This is a genomic window from Heyndrickxia sp. FSL W8-0423, from assembly GCF_038009395.1.
Lineage (GTDB): Bacteria > Bacillota > Bacilli > Bacillales > Bacillaceae_C > Heyndrickxia > Heyndrickxia sporothermodurans.
Genome location: NZ_JBBPBE010000001.1, coordinates 2,052,347 through 2,071,847, shown reverse-complemented (window position 1 = coordinate 2,071,847; position 19,501 = coordinate 2,052,347). Strand labels below are relative to the sequence as shown.

Sequence of the window (19,501 nt, the reverse complement as noted above, 5' to 3'; positions counted from 1 at the left end):
AAAAATGGATATAAATGAATCATATGAATACATATTACGTAACTATTTTGCCATTTTTTCGTCCAATAGATTAAGAAGAACATAAGGATGTGATTATTTGAGTAGGTTGGTGAAATTAATTATTGTGCTTTGCATGACCATTACTTTTCTAATAGCGTGCAGCAGCGGGGATAGCAGCAGTAAATCTGCGGAGAACGGGAAGATAACGCAGGAGTCGAAAACGGATTATGCCAATGAGACTTCTACAGAAGAGAACCATGTTGAAGCGAATCAAGATAAAAAAGAGGAGCAAAGCAAACAATCTCAATCCCGCATGGTCATTTATAATGCGAGCCTCGACATGGAAGTAAAGAAAATTGCGCAAGTGCAAGATCAGATTAATAAAATGGTTGTTGAAATGGGAGGCTATACAATTCAACAAAATATGAATCAAAATAGTGAAGAACGCCAAGAAAGTTCATTAACGGTGAGAATTCCGCAAGATCACTTTCAAGCTTTCTTGGATAAGGTGAAAAAATTAGGGGTCCGCACGGAAAATCAACATATTTCCGGCCAAGATGTCACGGAAGAATATGTCGATTTAAAATCGAGATTAAAATCCAAGCAGGTGGTCGAAAAAAGACTAACTCAATTTATGAATGAAGCAAAGGATACAAAGACATTATTAGAAATTTCAAATGAACTCGCAAAGGTTCAAGAAGAAATCGAAACCATCCAAGGTCAAATGAAATATATAGAAAATCAAACAAGCTTGTCTACAGTTACAATAACACTTTTTGAAAATAAGGTGGTCGTTCCCGGATTAGAAAAAGATCAATTAAACACATGGGAAAAAACAAAAAAACAATTTATGAACAGCATTAATTTCATCGTTTCCTTCATTTCCGGGTTATTTGTATTTATTGTTGGTTATTTACCAGTGATTGTTATTCTTGGCTTAATTGGGGTCGTTATAACATTAATTTGGAGAAAGGCGAAAAAGAAATCGGGTAATACGGTTGATAAATAAAAACTTTATATTATTAATGTGGAATGGATGTTTATCGGTGGGATGATGCGGGAGGTGGGGGGAAAATTGCTATTATGTGCATGAATCTGTTTGATTTGATTCGAGTAGATAATGCTGGGTTTCTTTTGCTCTCCTGCATGTATCCTTTTTTCATGCATCTTGGCTTCATTCCTCTTCTTTGACGGTTATGTAAATTATTTTGTGTAAATGATTTTGTTACCATATTTTTGACTATACTAAAATATATGTTCTTACCTGCTAGGGGGATAGGGCAATGCTGGGGAGCAACCCGAGCACCTAGTAGGGTTCTGCACAAAAGGAGATGGGGTTTCCCCATCTTTTTCTCCTTTTGGGAGAACAATAGCGATAAACCCTTAGGGCAGAGCCCTAACACGTCCCAATACAAATTGAAACGATTATTTTCCAAGCCGACCATTAAACATAATATCGAACTGTTGTCTACATTCTAACCATCCTGGAACGGGAATAGTCCATTTTTCTGTTACTCCTACTGTAGCGAGATAGACAATCTTTCTTAAAGCATTATCGCTAGGATAAGCATTCTTTGTTTTAGTCACCTTTCTAAGCTGTCTATGAAAGGCCTCAATCGTATTTGTTGTATATATTAACTTTCTAATTTCTACTGGGTAAGAGAAATAAGCAGTTAGCTCAAGCCAATTGTTTTCCCATGATTTGATAATTGATGGATATTTCGTTTCCCACTTATTTTTAAACTCTTCGAAAGCCACTTCAGCCTGTTCGAGCGTATAAGCTTTGTATACTTTCTTTAAATCATCCATTACCACTTTACGATTTTTAGTTGGGACATACTTCATATTATTTCGTAATTGGTGGATAACACATGACTGAATAGTAGTATCTGGAAATGTTGCATTAATAGCTTCGGAGAAGCCAGAAAGCCCGTCTTTACAAGCGATTAGGATGTCTTCGACACCACGGCTTTTGAGCTCCTGACAAACATTTAGCCAAAAACTAGCACTCTCATTTTCACCTATCCAAATACCAAGGATGTCTTTGACTCCATCAGTATTAATACCTAAAACTGTATATGCAGCTTTACTAACAATTCTATTTTCATGTTTCACTTTAAAGTGAATCGCATCCAAAAACACAATTGGATAAACAGGGTCTAGTAGACGAGACTGCCATTCATAAACAAGAGGTAATATCTTATCCGTAACTTTACTTACCAAACTTGGAGAAACATTCACACCGTAAATATCCTTCATGTGACTTTCAATATCTCTAGTCGACATTCCTTTTGAATACAGGGTTATAATCTGGTCTTCCAGCCCATTGATGGATGTTTCGTATTTTTTAATGATTTGAGGTTCAAAATCTCCTTTACGATCTCTTGGTATGCTTAATTCGGTCTCACCAAACTTACTTTTAATCGTCTTTTTACTATACCCATTTCGGCTATTTCCCGAGTTATTGCCCCTTGAATCGTGTTTTGAGTAACCTAGATGATTCTCGATTTCTGCTTCAAATACCTGTTGAAGAGTCTCCTTAAAAAGATCCTTAATCATGGCATGTATATCGTCAACAGTTTCACATTGACCAGCCAATTCCCTGATTGTCATGTCCTTAAAATTTTGCATTAATGATCATCTCCTAGTTATAATTATTAGAAAATTATGGCCATTTACACAAAATTTTATACATTCTCTCTTTGACGACCAAGATTCACTTTCTTCGGGCATCTTGGGTTTCATTCCTTCGCTTTGGCGACCAAGATTTACTTTCTTCATACATCTTGGGCTTCATTCCTTCGTTTTGACGACCAAGATTCACTTTCTTTATGCATCTTGGGCTTCATTCCTCCTCTTTGACGACCAAGATTTACTTTCTTCATGCATCTTGGGCTTCATTCTTTCTCTTTGACGACCAAGATTCTCTTTTTTCATGCATCTTGGGCTTCATTCCTCCTCTTTGACGACCAAGATTTACTTTCTTCATGCATCTTGGGCTTCATTCCTCCTCTTTGACGACCAAGATTTACTTTCTTCATGCATCTTGGGCTTCATTCCTCCTTTTTGACGACCAAGATTCTCTTTTTCTTCTGCTTTCCTGCATGAATCCGATCTATTCGGGAAGATCTATAAAAAAACTCGTCATTCAATTTGACGAGTTTTTCCCCACTAATAACAATTTCAAAAAATACTAAGCTATTTCAAGTTTTTCTAAAATCCAATCTTGAACATCATTAATAATATCAATTCCAATTTGAATTTCCGCCAATACAATTCCTTTGCCAATAATCTTTAGTGCAGGGGATAATGTTGGTTTTGCCGGATTAATCGCCCATACTACTGTTTCTATCGCTTTAAGAGGTACGCGGACATTATTAATTAAACCACTGCTCATTAAATAGCCGTTTTCAATTGTAATTTTATTTTTCTTCCATAAATATTCCATATTTGATTCAGTTAATACGTTACTGCCATCAAGATATGCCATAATAAATTCCACCTTTATTTCATTGATTAATGAAATTCATTCAACATGCATACCATAACACCTTTGAAATCAACTTGTAAATACCTAATTTTTGGATTAAGAAAAACGGTTCTTTGTCAACACATTTTGTTCGACAAAAACCGCTTCCCTTTCCCACTATTATTCCTTTTTAAATTCCTTTGTACTTCTTACCGTATCAATTGGACGAACTAATTTTTCTATTTCTTCTCGTTTCGGTTCTAAGAATGGTGGCAGCGATAGTTTTTCACCAAGCGTTTCGTACGGCTCGTCCCCCATAAATCCAGGACCATCTGTCGCAAATTCAAACAATATTTGTGGAGCCACATTCGCGTATAATGATTCGAAAAAGTGGCGATTCACATAGCCCGAAATTGGGAATCTAAAGGATTCCATGCGCTTAATCCATTCATCCAGTACTGAACGGTCTTCAACACGGAAGGCAGCATGGTGAACCGTCCCATAGCCTTGTTGACCGCGAGGCAAAATCACATTATGCTCCACAATCACTTGGGCACCGTTTCCACCTTCTCCTACTTCAAAAAGATGGAACGAACCTTCTTTAGCAATTTCTTTGAACAGAAGAACTTTTTCCATCACTTCTTTAAAATAGTCAAATTCTGCAATCCGGACGAAAATTGGGCCTAAACCAGTAATTGCATATTCTAATGGGATTGGTCCTTTTTGCCAAGGTGTTCCGGATTTGACTCCTTTATTATTTTCATCAGAAATCAGTTGATAATGTTGATCATCAAAATCGACAAATGACAATGTCTTTTTGCCAAATTGTTCTTCAATACCGGTATGCTTCACTTCTAAACGATCAAAACGTTTAACCCAATAATCCAATGCTGCATCACTTGGAACACGAAAAGAGGTTTTTGCAATCTCATTTGTACCGTGAACACCTTTTGGAATGCCTGGAAAATCAAAGAATGTCATATCGGTCCCTGCACTGCCGATATCATCGGCAAAAAATAAATGATACGTTTGAATATCATCTTGATTGACTGTTTTCTTTACTAAACGCATCCCTAATACATAAGTGAAAAACTCATAATTCTTTTCAGCACTGCTTGTTATTGCCGTAACATGGTGTATACCTTTTAGCTGGTTCATTTTTCTTCCTCCATTAGTACATATTGTATTTGAAATGTTATTTTTTATTAATTATCTCGAATTCGAGATAAATATATCATAGATTGTTTTTATCTGTCAAAGAATGAAAATACAACTGATGATAACGTTTGGAACTCTTTTTCGATAATATTCATATCCTTTAGTGATGAACGTTTTCCTAAGGAATGATATATATGGTTCGTAAAAGAATGAAAATGCGGGTAATGGTCAATCAAATATGCGTCAATTCAGTCGATACGGCTTTCGGAATTTTTGTCGGGACAAATTATGCGAATAATTGGTCTTCCCATCGTAAAAATAACTATGGTTTTGGATCTTTAAGCCATTCTCAAGTTTCCAATAACTTTAGTCAAATCATTGATAATGATTTAGTGGATACCCCTATTAATAGCCAATCTTATCACTTAATGGATCAACAGATGGAAAGGAATAATAATCAGTTCGATATCGGAGAGATTAATATAAATGTGTTAGAATCCAATTCAGCATTAACGATTGGCGATAATTCCTTAAATGGCTGGAGTTCACATAGCAAACGAAATGTTGGGCAAGGGAAATTAATTGGCGCGATTAATAATACCAACAATAGAAACTCCATTGCTGACAGTGATATGATCGACTCCACAATCACGAATTCCAATATTGGCATTCCAACCTAGCCAGATTCAAATATTAAAGGAGGGGAGCTTTTTGGCAATACCCTTTGCGATAGGTTCAATCAATGTAAATTCACAAAACACGAATGCAACTATTTCTATTGGTCAAAATCAATTACCCGGCTGGGCTGCGCATAGAAAGACAAATAACGGACAAGGTATTCAAGCCGGACTCTTTTTGAATACGGCGAATGGCACGGTTATTATCGATACTGATCTACTGGATGGTCAAATGAATAACGCAAATATAACACCTAGTGCCCAAGGTCAAACGGTGTAAGAAAAGTTAAAAGCGCCTTGTTTAACCCCGACAAGCAAATGATAAGTATTGATTACAACGTAATCGATACTTTTTTTATTTGAGCATGACCGCCAATACCAATACATATATATAGAAAGATAACGAATTAAAGGAGTTCAAAATGGGGCGCAAAAAACGCTATCATTCCGATGTAAAGCAAAAGTTAGGATCGAATTTTTCTGAACTTTTATCAGAAATTGCTCCTTTTATCGGCCCGCGTCTAGACATATATGAAACGAATGATACCTTTTTTATAACTGCAGATGTTGCCGGCATCAAGAAAGAAGACCTCTCCGTAAAATTACAGGATAAAACGTTAATAATAGCTGGAGCCATTCCAGATCACTTTCATAGTGAAACAGTACGGGTTTTTTCGCAGGAACGGTACTATGGACCTTTCCAAAAAAAAATTTCTCTTCCAAAGGACTGTCTCCTGCATCAATTACAAGCAAACCTCGAGAATGGGATCTTATTTATCCAAATTCCATTAGTTGATCATTCAGGACCGGAAGAAGAAATTGTTTTTTAACGAGGAGGTATATTATGACCTTACTTAAATACAGTTCTTTAAAAATAAATAAAATAGCAGCTTCTTCAGGATTTTTTATCGGAACGAATATTCAAAAAGGCAGAGTGAATAGCACGATTCAAAATGAGGGTTTTGGTCACATAAACGGCAAGAATGCTAAGGTGAGAGGTAATGTTGGAATCGTTGAAAACAAATCAACCAACGATTAAAATGTTTTTTCTTAAAAGGATTTGAACGTATGGATAAAACTAATATTATTAAACAAATTGAGGAATTGTCCAAAAAAATAAATGCATTTGAAAAAATATTACAAGAAAAAAATACGGCATCCATTCATGTTCAAATAGATATTCAAGACTTACATTTAAAGGAAGTGAATCTTGAGGAGCTTGCCTTTCATCTTGATAAACTTGATATTCAAGACTTAAGTGGCATGTTAAATCTCGGAAACACGTTTTCACCTACTGTTCATGCGAAAATGAAAACAAAAAAATCCACTTCCAAGCAACAAAAAGAAAAAGACATTGAGATTAAAATAAATGGAAAACCTACTCCTTATTCGATTAAAAACGGAAAGGAAGATGATAGTGAATAGATTTTCTCCTTCTTTTTTCATCGGTACCATTTCCATAGGAACGGTCGAAGGTGCATCATGCGTCAACCTCGGAAATAATCTTCCGAGCGGATTTGTGAATTATAAGAAGCAAAACCAAGGGTTTGGATCGATTTCCGGGGATCATACAGACATTCATGATATTCTAGCTACTTTAGAGGAGAAAGACATTAAAGATGTCTTTCACTATGATCCGGAGGAAGATCAAGCTGTTCCACAACATATTGCTCAACTAGCTGAGGCAATGGTGGACAGTGATTTAGAGATTGAGGAAGAGATGGAGTCGGATGAGATTCAAGTGGATGTTTAATTTTTAAATAAGGTAATGAAGGAATTTTAGTTTTTATGTAGAAATTATTTTGTAGTACTTAAATACTTGGAGGTTATCCTTTGTTACTTTACTTTTGATCTGTATCAACTCTTAGAAAAATAAATTAGGAGCTGATATAGGATGATATACACAAACTCACTAGACAGTATAACTACTGATATGTTAAACGGTTTTTTCGTTGATTGGCCAGATCCACCAAATACACAAACTCACTTAAAGTTGTTAAAGAATAGCAGCAATGTAATTATTGCGCTTGATGATACGACTAATGATGTCGTCGGATTTATTACCGCTATAAGCGATGGGGTGCTCTCTGCCTACATTCCCTTTCTTGAGGTTTTACCAGAATACAAAAACCAAGGAATAGGCAAAGAATTGGTGAATCGGATGATGAAAGAACTATCTGACATCTACATGATTGATTTATGCTGTGATGATGACTTAGTCTCTTATTATGAAGGGTTTAGCATGATGAAAACGAATGGGATGATTGTCAGGAATTATCATAGGCAAGCTGGAAGATAAGTACCTTTTTATATATTGAAAAGCTAAAACAAGGGAACTCCAAATGGCTAAGGAGTTCCCTTGTTTATAATGTAGTTGGTTTACTCAGATCCGTGTAAAATCTTTTTTTAACTAAACATCATCAATTCTGGGTAGTTCTCGTCATTCGTTTTTTCCTAAACTTTAAAAAAGAGATCTCCGTACTGTATCTTTGTTAATTAGACGATCTTTAGTTCATAGTATTGAAAATATAAGGTTTTTATCTTAAAATTTTCCCATTGGCATAATTTTATAAAAAGGGGGAACATTATGAATTTAGTTGAGTTTAATGAGTTTGCAAAAGAAAGGATTTTACAGGCTGTAATAACAGTAGAAGGTAAAAAGTTCCCAATTGCTCCAATAAAATATCCGCCTCTATGCTACCTTTATTTAGATGATCTTTCAATAAAAATCAAAGAACAGTCATCATTTTTGTTGCTAACAAAGAAAAAGTTAGTAGGAGAAATAAAATATAAAGATATTCAAAGCGTAAAAGTTTCTGCAGTTCATAAATTAAGCAATTTTGTTAGCTTTGCTGTAGGTAAAGTACTTTTCCCAGAATTTGTGTTTATTTTAAAGGACGGTAATATATTTCACTTTGATTGTGAAAGTTTAAATGTAATCCCAGGTGTAATTAGACAATTAACAAAGAAGAAAGTCAAAATTTATGACCCACTAGAAATAGTTGACAAGTTCAAAAAAGGATCTACGGATGAAGAATTTCTTCAAGATCTAGGTGTATATATTGAAGAAGTAGTCAAAAAGAAGGGAATTGATTTACTTCGTAAAAGTAGTAAACCAAATATGCAAAAATGAAATTTCCCCTAAAAAAACAAAAAACACTCATAAACTATTTTTATTTTTTGCATATGCTGTTTTATAGTACAAAATATAAAATTGTTAGTGAAATCACGGTCATATCAGCAATTGAATTAACAAGCTAATTGGCATAATAATTGACAAATAAAATGCTCAGAGCGTATAAACTCAGAGCATTTTTCAATATATTTGGTTATTCAACTTAATGCCTTCGTTTGTTATACATAATGACTTACCCACAACCATTGCATATTATATAAATGATGTGACAATAAGTAATTATTTTTTATATTTTAGTTCTAAAAGTATAGGTGTTATATTTAGTAAGATAGAAATAATTGTCAAAAACCATAATGCCTTTTCCATAGTAGGCACAACATCCAATAAAGCTGACCAATCTTCGCCTTTTACCCAGTTAGATACAAGGCTATGTTCTGTACAGAGTGTCAATGCTGTAAATGATAATCCCATTGCCATCGCAAGTTTATAATTTTTCCCTGTATTATACATATAAATATTTATAAAAGTTGCTACTATGGCAATAAGTCCTAATATTAACCACATAATTATGCCTCCATTACCTAATATATTAAAAGGTCCAGCTATCCTATTTTGAAATCCTGTCTCGTTAGTTGAATAACATTTCTCTTTATTTTAACAGAACTATCTAAAAAATCTATTTTTATAAATAAGAAAATCGGTTAAAGGCTTTGCACAGTTTTAACTTATGAATTAGCAAAGGTACATAAACTTCTGTCACCTTGTTAAAAGAGGTGGATTTAGGGTCCTAAATTACTCATACTTACCTTAATTATCCCATTAAGACAATAAAAAGAAGCAGTCAAATTCATATGCGAATTCGACTGCTAATAATGTGTTATTTAACTTTTTGTACTCGAAAACAAAACCCGTTAATTTTATTTGAATAGTTTTTTTGGATAACAAGCTTTTTTTACACATTTACTTTAAGTTTTTAACGCCAGTTTCTAATATTTCCATTTGCAGCACTGTCTGTTCGTCTGTAATGGTTTTATCTTTTCCATTTATGATGGCTTCATATAAATCATCATAAACCCGTCCATAGTCGCCGTTAACGGATTTCACTTTTTCTTCGTGGATTGTACCTTCTTCATCAATATATGTTAGTACACCATAATGATTTATTGTATCTATTCCAAAATCTTTGTTGTCTGGCATGTAAAATACTTTTAGATGTTCTTCCTGACGATCTTTCGTTTCTTTTACAAAGCATCCCTTTTTGCCATAAACGACGAAGCTTGGTCTTTCTTTAAGTCTAAAATAGCTGGATTTTACAGAAACCTTTAACTTACCATAATATAAATCTAAATCAAAATAATCATTCATTCTTCCTTGTCCTAATAATTGCCTTACATCATAATGGATATCGTCCGGCTTGCCAAAATAGCTGATTACCTGATCCAGTGTATGACAGCCATGTCCATATAAAAATGACGATACAGGATCAAAAGAATGAACAGATTCTGGTACTTCGGGACGGTAATAGTCATAATGCATTTCCACTTCAAGCAAGTCCCCTAATTTCCCCTCTTCAATGACCTTTTGAACGGTTAAAAAATCACTATCAAAGCGTCTATTTTGATACGCCTGAACAATTAATCCTTTCTCTTTTGCCATTGCAAATATTTCTTTTGCCTGATCTGAGGTTTCCATAAAAGGCTTTTCAACCAAACAGTTTTTATTATGTTCTAATACTAATTTTGCGTATTCATAATGACTGTCCGTTTTTGTGCAAATCACAATGAGTTGAATGTCCTTATCATTTAATAATTCATCTAAATCAGAAGTATATTTTACTCCTGCAATCCTATCCCAGCTTTCATGCTTAGGATTTCTTTGATAAATTGTTTTCACCTTTATATTGTCCCTCTGAAGTACGAAGGGTAGATGATATCTGTTCGTGCTTTTCCCATTTCCAATATAACCGATAGTAAGCATAGCAACCCCCTAAAATATATATTATATTTCAATAATACATTCAACCCGTGTTTTTTGCGATTAATCGGACTTCAAAACAAGCTACAATTTTGTTATGTTGTATGAAAAGCACCTCCTTGCATCATCATACTAGGAGGTGCTGCTTTATTTATATTTTATTACATTAAGTGGATTAAGTGGAAGACAATACCTAACACGAACAAACCAAGAATCATTACGATTGGAGAAACTTTCTTTTTAAGCAACCACATACAAAGAAGTGTTATCGCAAGTCCTGCTAAACCAGGAATTAAGCTATCCAAGTTGTTTTGTAAAGTAGTTACTTTAACAGGGTCTAATGCAAGACCACCTGCTTGCTGTTCCAACGCAGTTTTAATCCCTTGCGCTCCAGAAGGTAATTTATCCCAGTCAATATAAGCACCTTCGCTAAGTTTAACTTTAGATACAACTGGTGTGAATTTTACAGTTACCCAACGGTTAACTAATGCACCAAGGATGAACATCCCCAGAATTGATGCACCTTTCGTAATATCTTGAAGTAATCCTCCAGATAAATCGTCCGTAATTTTTGAACCAGCTTTGTAACCAAATTCTTGCGTATACCAAGTGAATCCCATACGAATAAGATTCCATAAAACGAAGAAAATAATTGGCCCAAGTATGTTACCGGTTAAAGCAAGAGAAGCCCCTAACGCACCTAGGATTGGTCTAACCGTGAACCAGAAAACTGGATCCCCGATACCAGCTAAAGGTCCCATCATACCAACTTTAACCCCTTGAATGGCTGTGTCGTCAACCGGCGCACCGTTTGCACGTTCTTCTTCAAGCGCTAAGGTTACACCAATAATTGGTGAAGCTACATATGGGTGAGTATTAAAGAACTCTAAGTGACGCTTTAGTGCTGCAGCACGTTCTTCTTTTGATTTATATAATTTCTTGATTGCGGGAATCATTGAAAATGCCCAGCCACCGTTTTGCATACGTTCATAGTTCCAAGAACCTTGAAGGAAAGTGGAACGCCACCAAACAGAAATACGATCTTTTTTGGATAATCTTAATTCTTTTTCCATTTCTATTTCCCCTCCCTCTTAGTAATTATCAATAATATCGCCTAGTGGATCACCAGTGTTTTCGTTTCCGCCATTACCTGAACCGCCTCGTTTGGAAAGGCTTATATAGATAAGTGCAAGAGCCACACCGATAGCACCAAGTCCGATAAGTGTAATTTGTGAAACAGTCGCTAATACGAAACCGATTGCGAAGAATGGCCATACTTCTTTTGTAGCCATCATGTTAATAACCATTGCATAACCAACGGCTACGACCATTCCCCCACCGATTGCTAAACCGTCAGTCAACCAAGCTGGCATCGATGTGAGCAGGTCTCTAACTGGTGCTGCACCAATTGCTATGATTAATATTGCTGGGATGGCAATACGTAACCCTTGTAAACAGATAGCCACGATGTGCCAAAATTGAACTTTGCCGATGTTTCCTTCTTTCGCTGCAGCATCCATCAAATGGACTAATGCTGTTGCAATCGTACGAACGATGATTGTTAATAATAAACCCGCAACGGCAAGCGGAACAGCGATTGCAATTGCCGAAGAAACACCTTCTTTACCTTGTCCACTTAAAACTAAAATAATTGCAGATGCAACTGATGCTAGCGCAGCATCCGGTGCTACGGCAGCTCCGATGTTTGCCCAACCTAAAGCGATTAGTTGAAGCGTACCACCTAAGATAAGACATGGTACCAAGTTTCCTGTTACTAAGCCGATTAACGTACAAGCAATGAGTGGTTGGTGGAATTGGAACTCATCCAAGATTCCTTCCATACCAGCTAAAAATGCTACGATAACGACTAAGATTATTTGAATCATATTCAAATCCATGATTATTAATCCTCCGTCCTCTTTGATATTTAGGATTATTTTTGTCTATTTAACTCATCTTGAGCCTTTTTGATAATTTCGCCCATGTCGCCTTTTGTATCGTTCGGAACTTTACGTACATCGAAATTCACACCAAGTTCTTTTAACTTAGCAAAAGTATCAATATCATCTTGGTTAAAAGCCAACACTTTATTCGGTTGAACTTTACCAGGTGAGTGGGCCATAGAACCAACGTTGATTGTTTTCAATGGAACGCCACCTTCAACCGCTCTAAGTGCATCTTGCGGGTTTTCAAAAAGAAGTAACGCGCGCTGACCACCGAAGTGTTGATCATCTTTTGCAAGTTCGATCATTTTATTGATAGGAACGACGTGTGCCTTTACACCTGGAGGAGCAGCTTGTTGGATCAATTTCTTACGAAGATCATCCTTCGCAACTGCATCAGAAACAACGATGATACGTGTAGGCTGTGTCGTTTTTGTCCAAGCAGTCGCTACTTGTCCATGAAGAAGACGTGAATCGATACGTGCTAACACGTATTCAAATTTACCAGGTGCACCTGCATTTGATGGTTTAGCAGCAGTAGCAACAGGTGCCGTCGCTGGTTCTAATTGTTCAGGTCTTACTTTAACCCCTTCTTTAGCCGGAGCCAAAATATTTGCGGCAATTTCATGGGCTGTGTTCATTGAGAAGCGCGATGCAAAAGCTTCTATCAACATTGGTAAGTTCATACCGGCAACGATTGCCCATTTGTCTTTGTGTTCTTCAAACAAGCTGTTGGCTTGGTTGAAAGGAGTTCCACCCCAAAGATCGACTAAGAATAATACTTCGTCTTGGTTGTCGAAAGAGGCGATTGCTTCTTTCATTTTTGCCTTTACATCGTCAGGTCCTTCGCTCGGCATCAATGTAACTGCTTTTACATTTTCTTGTTTTCCAAAGATCATCTCTCCAGATTGCAAGATACCATTAGCGAATTCACCGTGACTAGCAATGATAATTCCTACCATCTTTTTACCTCCTCTATTATTATTGTTACAGCTATATAAATATGGTAAGCTTAGCTGTATTTTTTCAGCTCATCTAAAGCGGTTACAGTTTCAACAAGAAAATAATAAAAAAGGCATGAGCAAAAAGTCGATTAAATGAAGATATGGGTATAGAATGCCCCTGATTCTTCATTCCAATCAATACTTTTCACTCATGCCTGATCGAATCAGTAACACGTAAAAATAATGACGATGGCTATTAAATTTATTTTGTAAACGCTCTATTGTTGAATAAACAGCTTCTTCATCACTTTAATGAGCTTCCATAGAATATTATAGCATACGGAATATTCATCTTTCAAGAGGGAAGATCGGAAATTTTTTTATAATTAGTGACCGTTTATCCGTTGCCATATCCATCCATAAAAAGACAAGTTCTAATCTGTCTTGAATGTAAAACGATTACTTTTTTAATTTCCTCTTCAAGCCGCGTTTGACAACATCAAAGAAGCTTAAAGATTGAACCATATGATCCGGATCAATGTATTCACGAATTGCTCGCAAAACTTTTTTTGGATCTTTAGAAGAAAATGTATACATCCCATTTCGCTTCGTTTGAAAGGCATAACGTGGGATCCATTTCCCTTTGAACATGACTGAAGCGATTACGTAATCAACTTCTTCCCAAGGAATTTGAATAAACTTACGAGCATCACGATTATTGAAGAATTCAAATCCTTTGTCTCCGATCATAATTTTACCATAATCTGCAATTCCCATATGTGAGGTTGCATTAATAACTAAATCGACTTTTGTATTGATTGATTGGACCATTCGATTTCCTCACTTCTTTCTTTTAATAAAAATTATTATACCTTTTTTTTCACTTTAAGCAAAAAGCATTTGGGAAAAGTTCAAGTATTTTTTTAAATTATAATAGACCGATTAATTGCTAGAATTCTGTCTTCATCCTACATAGGCGTTTTTAATTTATTACTCTCTATTCACATTTCCTTTATTTGTGATACATGTTCAACCATAAAAAATCCTTTTTAATCGATGATCATTGATACTCATAATTATGCGCCCCGTCTATGATGTCTTATAGGAGCAATCGATAAAACGTTACTTATTTTAAACGTTCGAGACTGCCTACGAGTGAAGCAATATGCCTTAAACGATTCTTCACCTATTCTTTCCGCACGAATAATACGTTGTGTAATCTCACCTTTTGCAGATAAATAAATCATTTCTAAATGCTCCCCAGTTGTTGCAGACTTTAAAAGTAATCCCTTCATTGATTGACCCTCCTAAAACACAAACTTATGTTCTTATTATATCCGAACATTAGTTCTTTATTCAATCAAAAAAATTAGCCATTGAAGGCTAATTGTGGGACATTTTCTTTTCTTTAGTAATTGGCGAAACAACTAGTGATTTTCGTATGCTTTTCCTTTGGAATTACCATATAATTTTCTAATTTTAAATTTCCAACATATGATGGGTGTAACTCAATCATTGTTGTGTCATGCCTTAACTGTCTAACAAAAATATATCCCCTAAAAGTTTCTATATTCTTAATTAGAAGCTTTTATATGATCAACAAATTTATCCACAACACCATCCAAAAATCCAAGTGTCATGTCGTCAACTAGCTGACCTGATTGTTCATCGAATTTTTGAGAGGCAAAGTTAATTAGTACTTCGTTGCCGCTAGGTGGAAGTAATTTAGCTTGGAGACCTGTAAGGATTTCGCGCAAGTGTAGTTGTGCGCGAAGTGTTCCTGCCATTCCAATACTAACGCCAGCAGCCATCACTGGTTTACCGATGAATACTTTCTCGACTCTTGAAGCCCAATCGATTGCATTCTTTAATACACCTGGGATTGACCAATTGTATTCTGGAGTGATGATAATAACCCCATCCGCATTTGCAATTGACTCTTTGAATTCCTTTACAGACTTTGGTGGGTTATTTTCTTCATCTTGGTCATAATGAGGCAATGAACGGATATCAGCAATTTCAATGTTCATTTTTTCTTTGTAACGTTCTTGCATCGTTTTCGCAAGTTGCATGTTATAAGATTCTTTTCGGATACTTCCCACAATTGTAACGATATTCATGAATGATAATCTCCTTTAATATTATTAATAATTTTCGTGATGAGCTTTTGCAGTTCGTTGACCTCTTCTTCCGTCATCCCTTTAGTTAAAGTGTCGCGCATTTTTTGTTGAACGGGTTCAACTAAATGTGCAAGCCGTTTGCCTTCTTCCGTTAGATGAACTTTAAAGGTCCGTTTATCTGAAGGGTCATCGACTTTTTTGATAAAGCCCTTTCCTTCCAAGCTCGCGATCATGCGTGCAATGTTCGCTTTATCCTTGTTAAGATGGGACACAAGTTCAGTCGACGAAATTCCATCTTCGTTCCAAAGCATCCTCATGATTAGATTTTGCTCCGGAGCAAGATTGTAAGGCTCCAAATGTTTTCTAACATAACTTGTAATCGTCAAATCAGCATTACGAATTAAAACCCCAACGTTATCATCTAAGTTCAAAAGGTTAGGAACCTCCTTTATTTTGTTGACTAAACAACATTGACATATCAACTATATCTATTAGTAAAATCTTTGTCAAATCAATTGTTTCTTTTTGCTGGATGTGGACAATTTTTTCTATCAAATGTAAATTTTATGGTTAGACATTTACACTGTTTCCAAATCCTCATTCGCGCTTAAATTCCAATAACCATATGGTATACTATAGATACCTACAGATAATTTTTAGCGTGGAAAAAATTTATGTTTCAAAATATATTGGTTTTATAAAGAGAGGAAGGAGTGGTAACGTGGCCCTAGACAATAAACTTGGAATTAGCAATCAGGTTGAACTCAACCGAATGGAAGAAAAAATATCGAAGCAAAAAGCGAAACAACTCTTTGACTCAGGTGATATTCATTCTATTGAAGTAGGAACTTATAAAGGCTTAAGCGATATTCATACCTATCTCTTTGAAGATATCTATGATTTTGCCGGAAAATTGCGTGATATAAATATAGCTAAGGGAAATTTCCGATTTGCTCCAGTTATGTATCTAAAACATTCTATGGATTATATAGACAAGATGCCTCAAAACTCCTTCGACGAGATTATTGAAAAATACGTTGAAATGAATATCGCTCACCCATTTCGTGAGGGTAACGGCAGAAGCGCCAGAATTTGGCTTGATCTGATGCTAAAGTTTGAGATTCAAAAAGTTATTGACTGGAATTTAGTCGATAAAGAGGACTATCTAATGGCTATGGAACGCAGTCCGGTGAAAGATATTGAAATTAAACATATCTTAAAAAAAGCCTTGTCAGATAAAATTAATGATAGAGAAATATTCATGAAGGGAATAGACGTAAGTTACTATTACGAGGGATATTCCGAATACGATATAGAAGAATTATGAGCACTCCCCACTTAATTTCTGCGAAATTTGATATGGGGTTTCTGTGGTATCGAATTCAAGCGATGATAAACCAACAGTGGAGTTAACACATCGGTGTGCTAAAACACCCAGCCCTAAACGATTATGTGATATTACTACTTTAATAAGCAAGTAAAATCGCAACCTAAAAAACATTTTGACTATTGTTGTTGTCAACGTGCTAACTACTATGTTAATTCATATGCTAATTGGTATGTTGACTTTTTTACTTCAGTAGTTAATTAATGTCCTCTTTGAGCAACCATTAAAAATAAGCGAATATTTTCCGGTTATACAGCAGAATAGAGCTTGGTTCGAAGAACATAAGCGGAGGTTTTCCGATTAAGCAAAGAAAAATTACCCATTTTCACGTTTTTTGAGTTAATAGTCGGAATTCTTCCGTCTATTTTAGCAATTTTCAGCGTTATTTTCTAATTAAGAGAACTTTCTCCGCTTATTTATCAAACTCGATTTCGCGTCTAATGAGCTTGTACAACTTCTCCTTTAAAAACATATTAAGACAAAAGCTTGGAAAATCCCAAGATTTTTGTGTGCTAATTATATTGTTATTTAATCTAAGAAGCTCATATTATTTGTGCTGCTATTTTAGCTTTTTTCACGTTATCGGAACTACTTAAACGGCGACCTCATCTTCTTTGCCTCTTGCAACCGTTAATTGAATAAAGAAATCCCTTATTGTTTTAAAATTTCAATCTGTTGGAGTTCCCAAGAATTATGTTTTTCCTTACTATAATCTGCAACGGTAATAATCTCTTCCATACTTTTGGTAAAGGTACACCCATAATTTCTCGATATATATCAATAGGAGTTACTGCTCTCCTCATTCTAATTCTATAAAATTAACCGAAAACCCTTCTTCAATTGACTGCCCCGATAGTAAAAGGCTGCTACGTATAAGTAGCAACCTTTTAAAATACTTTTTATTTAGTTCTCCTCTTAATTGATCACTTAATAGGCATATGCCCTTGCTGGTTCATAAATAATATTTTACCTTTTCTATAACTTTATTATTTTAAATCTATTTTTCTACTAACTGAGGTTTTATACGCTACTGACATCTTGAATGACTGTGCCCGGGAAATTAGCAAAGTTGCTACAATAGCTATTGTAACTCCTAGTGCACCTATCCAGGTAACTGAAGATAGTGATACTTTCTCAACAAAAATACCTCCAATTCCTGCACCAGCTGCCATTCCCAGTTGCATTACTGACTGATTTAAACCTAATAATATACCTGTTGACTCTGGTTCGATGGTAGCCAAGTTATATTGCTGTGTTGGTCCCGATGACCAAGCAGCAAATGACCATAGTATTAATATAATTAGAACACTAATATAAGAATTTGTTACAAGAGATAATAATACTAACATAATGATATGTAACGACATTCCACCTAGAAGTGTTTTTTGAACTCCCCAGCGATCTGTACTATATCCACCAAATTTCGAACCGATCAAACTTGCGACACCAAAGATTAACAATACACCACTTAAAAGTTTTTCCTCTATTCCTGATACATTTAACAAGTAAGGTGAGAGGTAAGTATAGGCTATTGAATACCCGCCAAGCCAGAAAAAAGTGATTGCTAACCCAATTGTAACCTTTCTTTTTTTAAGGAGAGCTAACTGTTTAAATAGTGGTACCGACTTATCACCTTTAATAGGTGGAATAGATGCTCTAATTATTATTATTGCAAGAATTCCTAGCAATGCTATACCACCCAAAACAGCTTTCCAACCGAACGCACTAGAAATAATTCTTCCAAGAGGTACTCCTATGATTAATGAAGCCGTAAAGCCCATAACCACCGTAGCAATTGAGCTACCTTGTTTACCTTCTGGTGCTATCTTTGCGGCAATAGTTAATGCCGTAACAACAACCATCCCTGCTCCAAGTGCCATAATTACTCGAGCTACCACAAATAATCCGAAACCTGGTAGGATGAATGCTAAGATATTACCGATTACGAACAAACCTAGCGAAAAAACCATTAATTTTCGTCTATCAACACTAGACGTTATTCCCATAAAAATAGGTGTAAATATTGCATAAACAAGTGAAAATATTGTAATTAATTGACCTGCCGCAGCCAAAGTTATTCCAAGAGAATCCGCAATCGTATCTAAAATTCCCGAAATAATATATTCGGAAGTTCCTACTAAAAAACTAACGATAGCCAAAACATAAATCTTTAATGTATTAGACAAAATAATGTCACTCCTTATAATTTTATTTTCATATTGATATATCGAACATTTTCGATATGTTTGATTAAAAAAATATCGCCCAGTAATAGCGGAAATGAAACTGAATTCTCCTAAAGAATGCAGTTTCATTCAGTTATTTCTTTTGCTTCAAGAACTCAGCGATTCCATTGATGGCATCTTCATTTCTTTTGTAATAAGTAAATTTACCGATACGTTCGGCCTTTATAAGTCCAGCCTGTAAGAGCATCGAGAGATAATGTGATGCCGTCGATTGCGTCATTTTCAATTTTTCTGTAATTTGACTAACGCAAACCCCGGTTTTGTTCATATCAATCCCTTCGTGGGGAGTAAAATGGAGATCCGGTTCCTTAAGCCATTCTAAAATTTGGAGCCTTGCTTCATTAGATAATGCTTTAAAAATATCAACTTGTTTCATACAAATCATTATATCGAGAATTATCAATACGTCAAGTGCAAATTTTCTAAAAGGACAAAACTTCTTTCTAT

Annotated in this window: 24 protein-coding genes; 10 read left to right on the top strand and 14 right to left on the bottom strand. The window is 35.4% G+C overall.

Annotated elements, in window-relative coordinates; translation table 11 throughout:
• The first annotated feature begins 97 nt into the window (after nt 1-97).
• Complete coding sequence (locus MKY81_RS10490; RefSeq protein WP_084347716.1) at nt 98-1,009, top strand: DUF4349 domain-containing protein; 912 nt, start codon at nt 98-100, stop codon at nt 1,007-1,009.
• A gap of 416 nt (nt 1,010-1,425) precedes the next feature.
• On the opposite strand, the gene MKY81_RS10485 is transcribed toward MKY81_RS10490, so the two are convergent.
• From MKY81_RS10485 to MKY81_RS10475, 3 genes are all read right to left on the bottom strand, one after another.
• The gene (locus MKY81_RS10485) at nt 1,426-2,631 is read right to left on the bottom strand and encodes an IS256 family transposase (protein ID WP_341116671.1); all 1,206 of its coding nucleotides are present in this window, start codon (nt 2,629-2,631) and stop codon (nt 1,426-1,428) included.
• A gap of 562 nt (nt 2,632-3,193) precedes the next feature.
• A complete protein-coding gene (locus MKY81_RS10480) occupies nt 3,194-3,490 on the bottom strand; it encodes a hypothetical protein (protein ID WP_328018977.1) in 297 nt (98 codons plus the stop codon).
• A gap of 159 nt (nt 3,491-3,649) precedes the next feature.
• The gene (locus MKY81_RS10475) at nt 3,650-4,627 is read right to left on the bottom strand and encodes a ring-cleaving dioxygenase (RefSeq protein WP_107921300.1); all 978 of its coding nucleotides are present in this window, start codon (nt 4,625-4,627) and stop codon (nt 3,650-3,652) included.
• Nucleotides 4,628-4,821: 194 nt separating this feature from the next.
• On the opposite strand from MKY81_RS10475, the gene MKY81_RS10470 reads away from it, so the two are divergent.
• From MKY81_RS10470 to MKY81_RS10435, 8 genes are all read left to right on the top strand, one after another.
• On the top strand, nt 4,822-5,307 hold the full coding sequence (locus MKY81_RS10470; RefSeq protein ID WP_181294609.1) for a spore germination protein: 486 nt from the start codon (nt 4,822-4,824) through the stop codon (nt 5,305-5,307).
• Nucleotides 5,308-5,338: 31 nt separating this feature from the next.
• A complete protein-coding gene (locus MKY81_RS10465; protein ID WP_107921298.1) occupies nt 5,339-5,584 on the top strand; it encodes a hypothetical protein in 246 nt (81 codons plus the stop codon).
• Nucleotides 5,585-5,726: 142 nt separating this feature from the next.
• Nucleotides 5,727-6,134, top strand: coding sequence for an Hsp20/alpha crystallin family protein (locus MKY81_RS10460; RefSeq protein ID WP_108070780.1), 408 nt, complete (start codon nt 5,727-5,729; stop codon nt 6,132-6,134).
• A 14-nt stretch (nt 6,135-6,148) separates the two neighbouring features.
• Nucleotides 6,149-6,343 (top strand): hypothetical protein, encoded by a 195-nt coding sequence (locus MKY81_RS10455; protein WP_341117719.1) that lies wholly within the window; start codon nt 6,149-6,151, stop codon nt 6,341-6,343.
• Nucleotides 6,344-6,372: 29 nt separating this feature from the next.
• Nucleotides 6,373-6,729 (top strand): hypothetical protein, encoded by a 357-nt coding sequence (locus tag MKY81_RS10450; RefSeq protein WP_341117718.1) that lies wholly within the window; start codon nt 6,373-6,375, stop codon nt 6,727-6,729.
• Nucleotides 6,722-7,057, top strand: coding sequence for a hypothetical protein (locus MKY81_RS10445; RefSeq protein WP_445663927.1), 336 nt, complete (start codon nt 6,722-6,724; stop codon nt 7,055-7,057). The genes MKY81_RS10450 and MKY81_RS10445 overlap by 8 nt, the downstream gene beginning before the upstream one ends.
• 141 nt (nt 7,058-7,198) lie before the next feature.
• The gene (locus tag MKY81_RS10440) at nt 7,199-7,603 is read left to right on the top strand and encodes a GNAT family N-acetyltransferase (protein WP_341117716.1); all 405 of its coding nucleotides are present in this window, start codon (nt 7,199-7,201) and stop codon (nt 7,601-7,603) included.
• A gap of 288 nt (nt 7,604-7,891) precedes the next feature.
• Nucleotides 7,892-8,437, top strand: a complete 546-nt coding sequence (locus tag MKY81_RS10435; RefSeq protein ID WP_108070786.1) for a hypothetical protein — start codon at nt 7,892-7,894, stop codon at nt 8,435-8,437.
• A gap of 282 nt (nt 8,438-8,719) precedes the next feature.
• On the opposite strand, the gene MKY81_RS10430 is transcribed toward MKY81_RS10435, so the two are convergent.
• From MKY81_RS10430 to MKY81_RS10390, 9 genes are all read right to left on the bottom strand, one after another.
• On the bottom strand, nt 8,720-9,004 hold the full coding sequence (locus tag MKY81_RS10430; RefSeq protein WP_108070788.1) for a hypothetical protein: 285 nt from the start codon (nt 9,002-9,004) through the stop codon (nt 8,720-8,722).
• Nucleotides 9,005-9,400: 396 nt separating this feature from the next.
• On the bottom strand, nt 9,401-10,417 hold the full coding sequence (locus tag MKY81_RS10425) for an oxidoreductase (protein WP_341117715.1): 1,017 nt from the start codon (nt 10,415-10,417) through the stop codon (nt 9,401-9,403).
• Between the two features lie 158 nt (nt 10,418-10,575).
• Nucleotides 10,576-11,487 carry a PTS system mannose/fructose/sorbose family transporter subunit IID gene (locus MKY81_RS10420; protein WP_341117714.1) on the bottom strand — a complete coding sequence of 304 codons (912 nt, stop codon included), beginning with the start codon at nt 11,485-11,487 and terminating at the stop codon, nt 10,576-10,578.
• 18 nt (nt 11,488-11,505) lie between these two features.
• On the bottom strand, nt 11,506-12,312 hold the full coding sequence (locus tag MKY81_RS10415; RefSeq protein ID WP_341117713.1) for a PTS mannose/fructose/sorbose transporter subunit IIC: 807 nt from the start codon (nt 12,310-12,312) through the stop codon (nt 11,506-11,508).
• 35 nt (nt 12,313-12,347) lie between these two features.
• Nucleotides 12,348-13,319 carry a mannose/fructose/sorbose PTS transporter subunit IIA gene (locus MKY81_RS10410; protein ID WP_108070795.1) on the bottom strand — a complete coding sequence of 324 codons (972 nt, stop codon included), beginning with the start codon at nt 13,317-13,319 and terminating at the stop codon, nt 12,348-12,350.
• 441 nt (nt 13,320-13,760) lie between these two features.
• Entirely contained in the window at nt 13,761-14,132 is a 372-nt protein-coding gene (locus MKY81_RS10405; RefSeq protein WP_108070797.1) for a DUF956 family protein, read from the bottom strand.
• Between the two features lie 245 nt (nt 14,133-14,377).
• The gene (locus MKY81_RS10400; RefSeq protein ID WP_108070799.1) at nt 14,378-14,596 is read right to left on the bottom strand and encodes a hypothetical protein; all 219 of its coding nucleotides are present in this window, start codon (nt 14,594-14,596) and stop codon (nt 14,378-14,380) included.
• Nucleotides 14,597-14,875: 279 nt separating this feature from the next.
• On the bottom strand, nt 14,876-15,421 hold the full coding sequence (locus tag MKY81_RS10395) for an NADPH-dependent FMN reductase (protein ID WP_066232717.1): 546 nt from the start codon (nt 15,419-15,421) through the stop codon (nt 14,876-14,878).
• Nucleotides 15,418-15,852: a MarR family winged helix-turn-helix transcriptional regulator gene (locus tag MKY81_RS10390; protein ID WP_066232724.1), complete on the bottom strand. Its 435-nt coding sequence runs from the start codon at nt 15,850-15,852 to the stop codon at nt 15,418-15,420. Before MKY81_RS10390 ends, MKY81_RS10395 begins: the two co-directional genes overlap by 4 nt.
• Before the next feature lie 341 nt (nt 15,853-16,193).
• On the opposite strand from MKY81_RS10390, the gene fic reads away from it, so the two are divergent.
• The gene (gene fic / locus MKY81_RS10385; RefSeq protein ID WP_425319819.1) at nt 16,194-16,748 is read left to right on the top strand and encodes a protein adenylyltransferase Fic; all 555 of its coding nucleotides are present in this window, start codon (nt 16,194-16,196) and stop codon (nt 16,746-16,748) included.
• Nucleotides 16,749-17,794: 1,046 nt separating this feature from the next.
• Here fic and MKY81_RS10380 read toward each other — a convergent pair.
• A complete protein-coding gene (locus MKY81_RS10380; protein WP_108070801.1) occupies nt 17,795-18,994 on the bottom strand; it encodes an MFS transporter in 1,200 nt (399 codons plus the stop codon).
• A gap of 133 nt (nt 18,995-19,127) precedes the next feature.
• Complete coding sequence (locus tag MKY81_RS10375; RefSeq protein ID WP_066232858.1) at nt 19,128-19,430, bottom strand: ArsR/SmtB family transcription factor; 303 nt, start codon at nt 19,428-19,430, stop codon at nt 19,128-19,130.
• Between the last annotated feature and the right edge of the window lie 71 nt (nt 19,431-19,501).

What these genes read in the sequence shown, in the direction of transcription:
- MKY81_RS10410 (WP_108070795.1), bottom strand. Translation starts at nt 13,319, where the DNA reads ATGGTAGGAATTATCATTGCTAGTCACGGTGAATTCGCTAATGGTATC.
- MKY81_RS10480 (WP_328018977.1), bottom strand. Translation starts at nt 3,490, where the DNA reads ATGGCATATCTTGATGGCAGTAACGTATTAACTGAATCAAATATGGAA.
- MKY81_RS10460 (WP_108070780.1), top strand. Translation starts at nt 5,727, where the DNA reads ATGGGGCGCAAAAAACGCTATCATTCCGATGTAAAGCAAAAGTTAGGA.
- MKY81_RS10420 (WP_341117714.1), bottom strand. Translation starts at nt 11,487, where the DNA reads ATGGAAAAAGAATTAAGATTATCCAAAAAAGATCGTATTTCTGTTTGG.
- MKY81_RS10440 (WP_341117716.1), top strand. Translation starts at nt 7,199, where the DNA reads ATGATATACACAAACTCACTAGACAGTATAACTACTGATATGTTAAAC.
- MKY81_RS10470 (WP_181294609.1), top strand. Translation starts at nt 4,822, where the DNA reads ATGGTTCGTAAAAGAATGAAAATGCGGGTAATGGTCAATCAAATATGC.
- MKY81_RS10400 (WP_108070799.1), bottom strand. Translation starts at nt 14,596, where the DNA reads ATGAAGGGATTACTTTTAAAGTCTGCAACAACTGGGGAGCATTTAGAA.
- MKY81_RS10450 (WP_341117718.1), top strand. Translation starts at nt 6,373, where the DNA reads ATGGATAAAACTAATATTATTAAACAAATTGAGGAATTGTCCAAAAAA.
- MKY81_RS10475 (WP_107921300.1), bottom strand. Translation starts at nt 4,627, where the DNA reads ATGAACCAGCTAAAAGGTATACACCATGTTACGGCAATAACAAGCAGT.
- MKY81_RS10430 (WP_108070788.1), bottom strand. Translation starts at nt 9,004, where the DNA reads ATGTGGTTAATATTAGGACTTATTGCCATAGTAGCAACTTTTATAAAT.
- MKY81_RS10425 (WP_341117715.1), bottom strand. Translation starts at nt 10,417, where the DNA reads ATGCTTACTATCGGTTATATTGGAAATGGGAAAAGCACGAACAGATAT.
- MKY81_RS10415 (WP_341117713.1), bottom strand. Translation starts at nt 12,312, where the DNA reads ATGGATTTGAATATGATTCAAATAATCTTAGTCGTTATCGTAGCATTT.
- MKY81_RS10485 (WP_341116671.1), bottom strand. Translation starts at nt 2,631, where the DNA reads ATGCAAAATTTTAAGGACATGACAATCAGGGAATTGGCTGGTCAATGT.
- MKY81_RS10375 (WP_066232858.1), bottom strand. Translation starts at nt 19,430, where the DNA reads ATGAAACAAGTTGATATTTTTAAAGCATTATCTAATGAAGCAAGGCTC.
- MKY81_RS10435 (WP_108070786.1), top strand. Translation starts at nt 7,892, where the DNA reads ATGAATTTAGTTGAGTTTAATGAGTTTGCAAAAGAAAGGATTTTACAG.
- MKY81_RS10455 (WP_341117719.1), top strand. Translation starts at nt 6,149, where the DNA reads ATGACCTTACTTAAATACAGTTCTTTAAAAATAAATAAAATAGCAGCT.
- MKY81_RS10395 (WP_066232717.1), bottom strand. Translation starts at nt 15,421, where the DNA reads ATGAATATCGTTACAATTGTGGGAAGTATCCGAAAAGAATCTTATAAC.
- fic (WP_425319819.1), top strand. Translation starts at nt 16,194, where the DNA reads ATGGAAGAAAAAATATCGAAGCAAAAAGCGAAACAACTCTTTGACTCA.
- MKY81_RS10405 (WP_108070797.1), bottom strand. Translation starts at nt 14,132, where the DNA reads ATGGTCCAATCAATCAATACAAAAGTCGATTTAGTTATTAATGCAACC.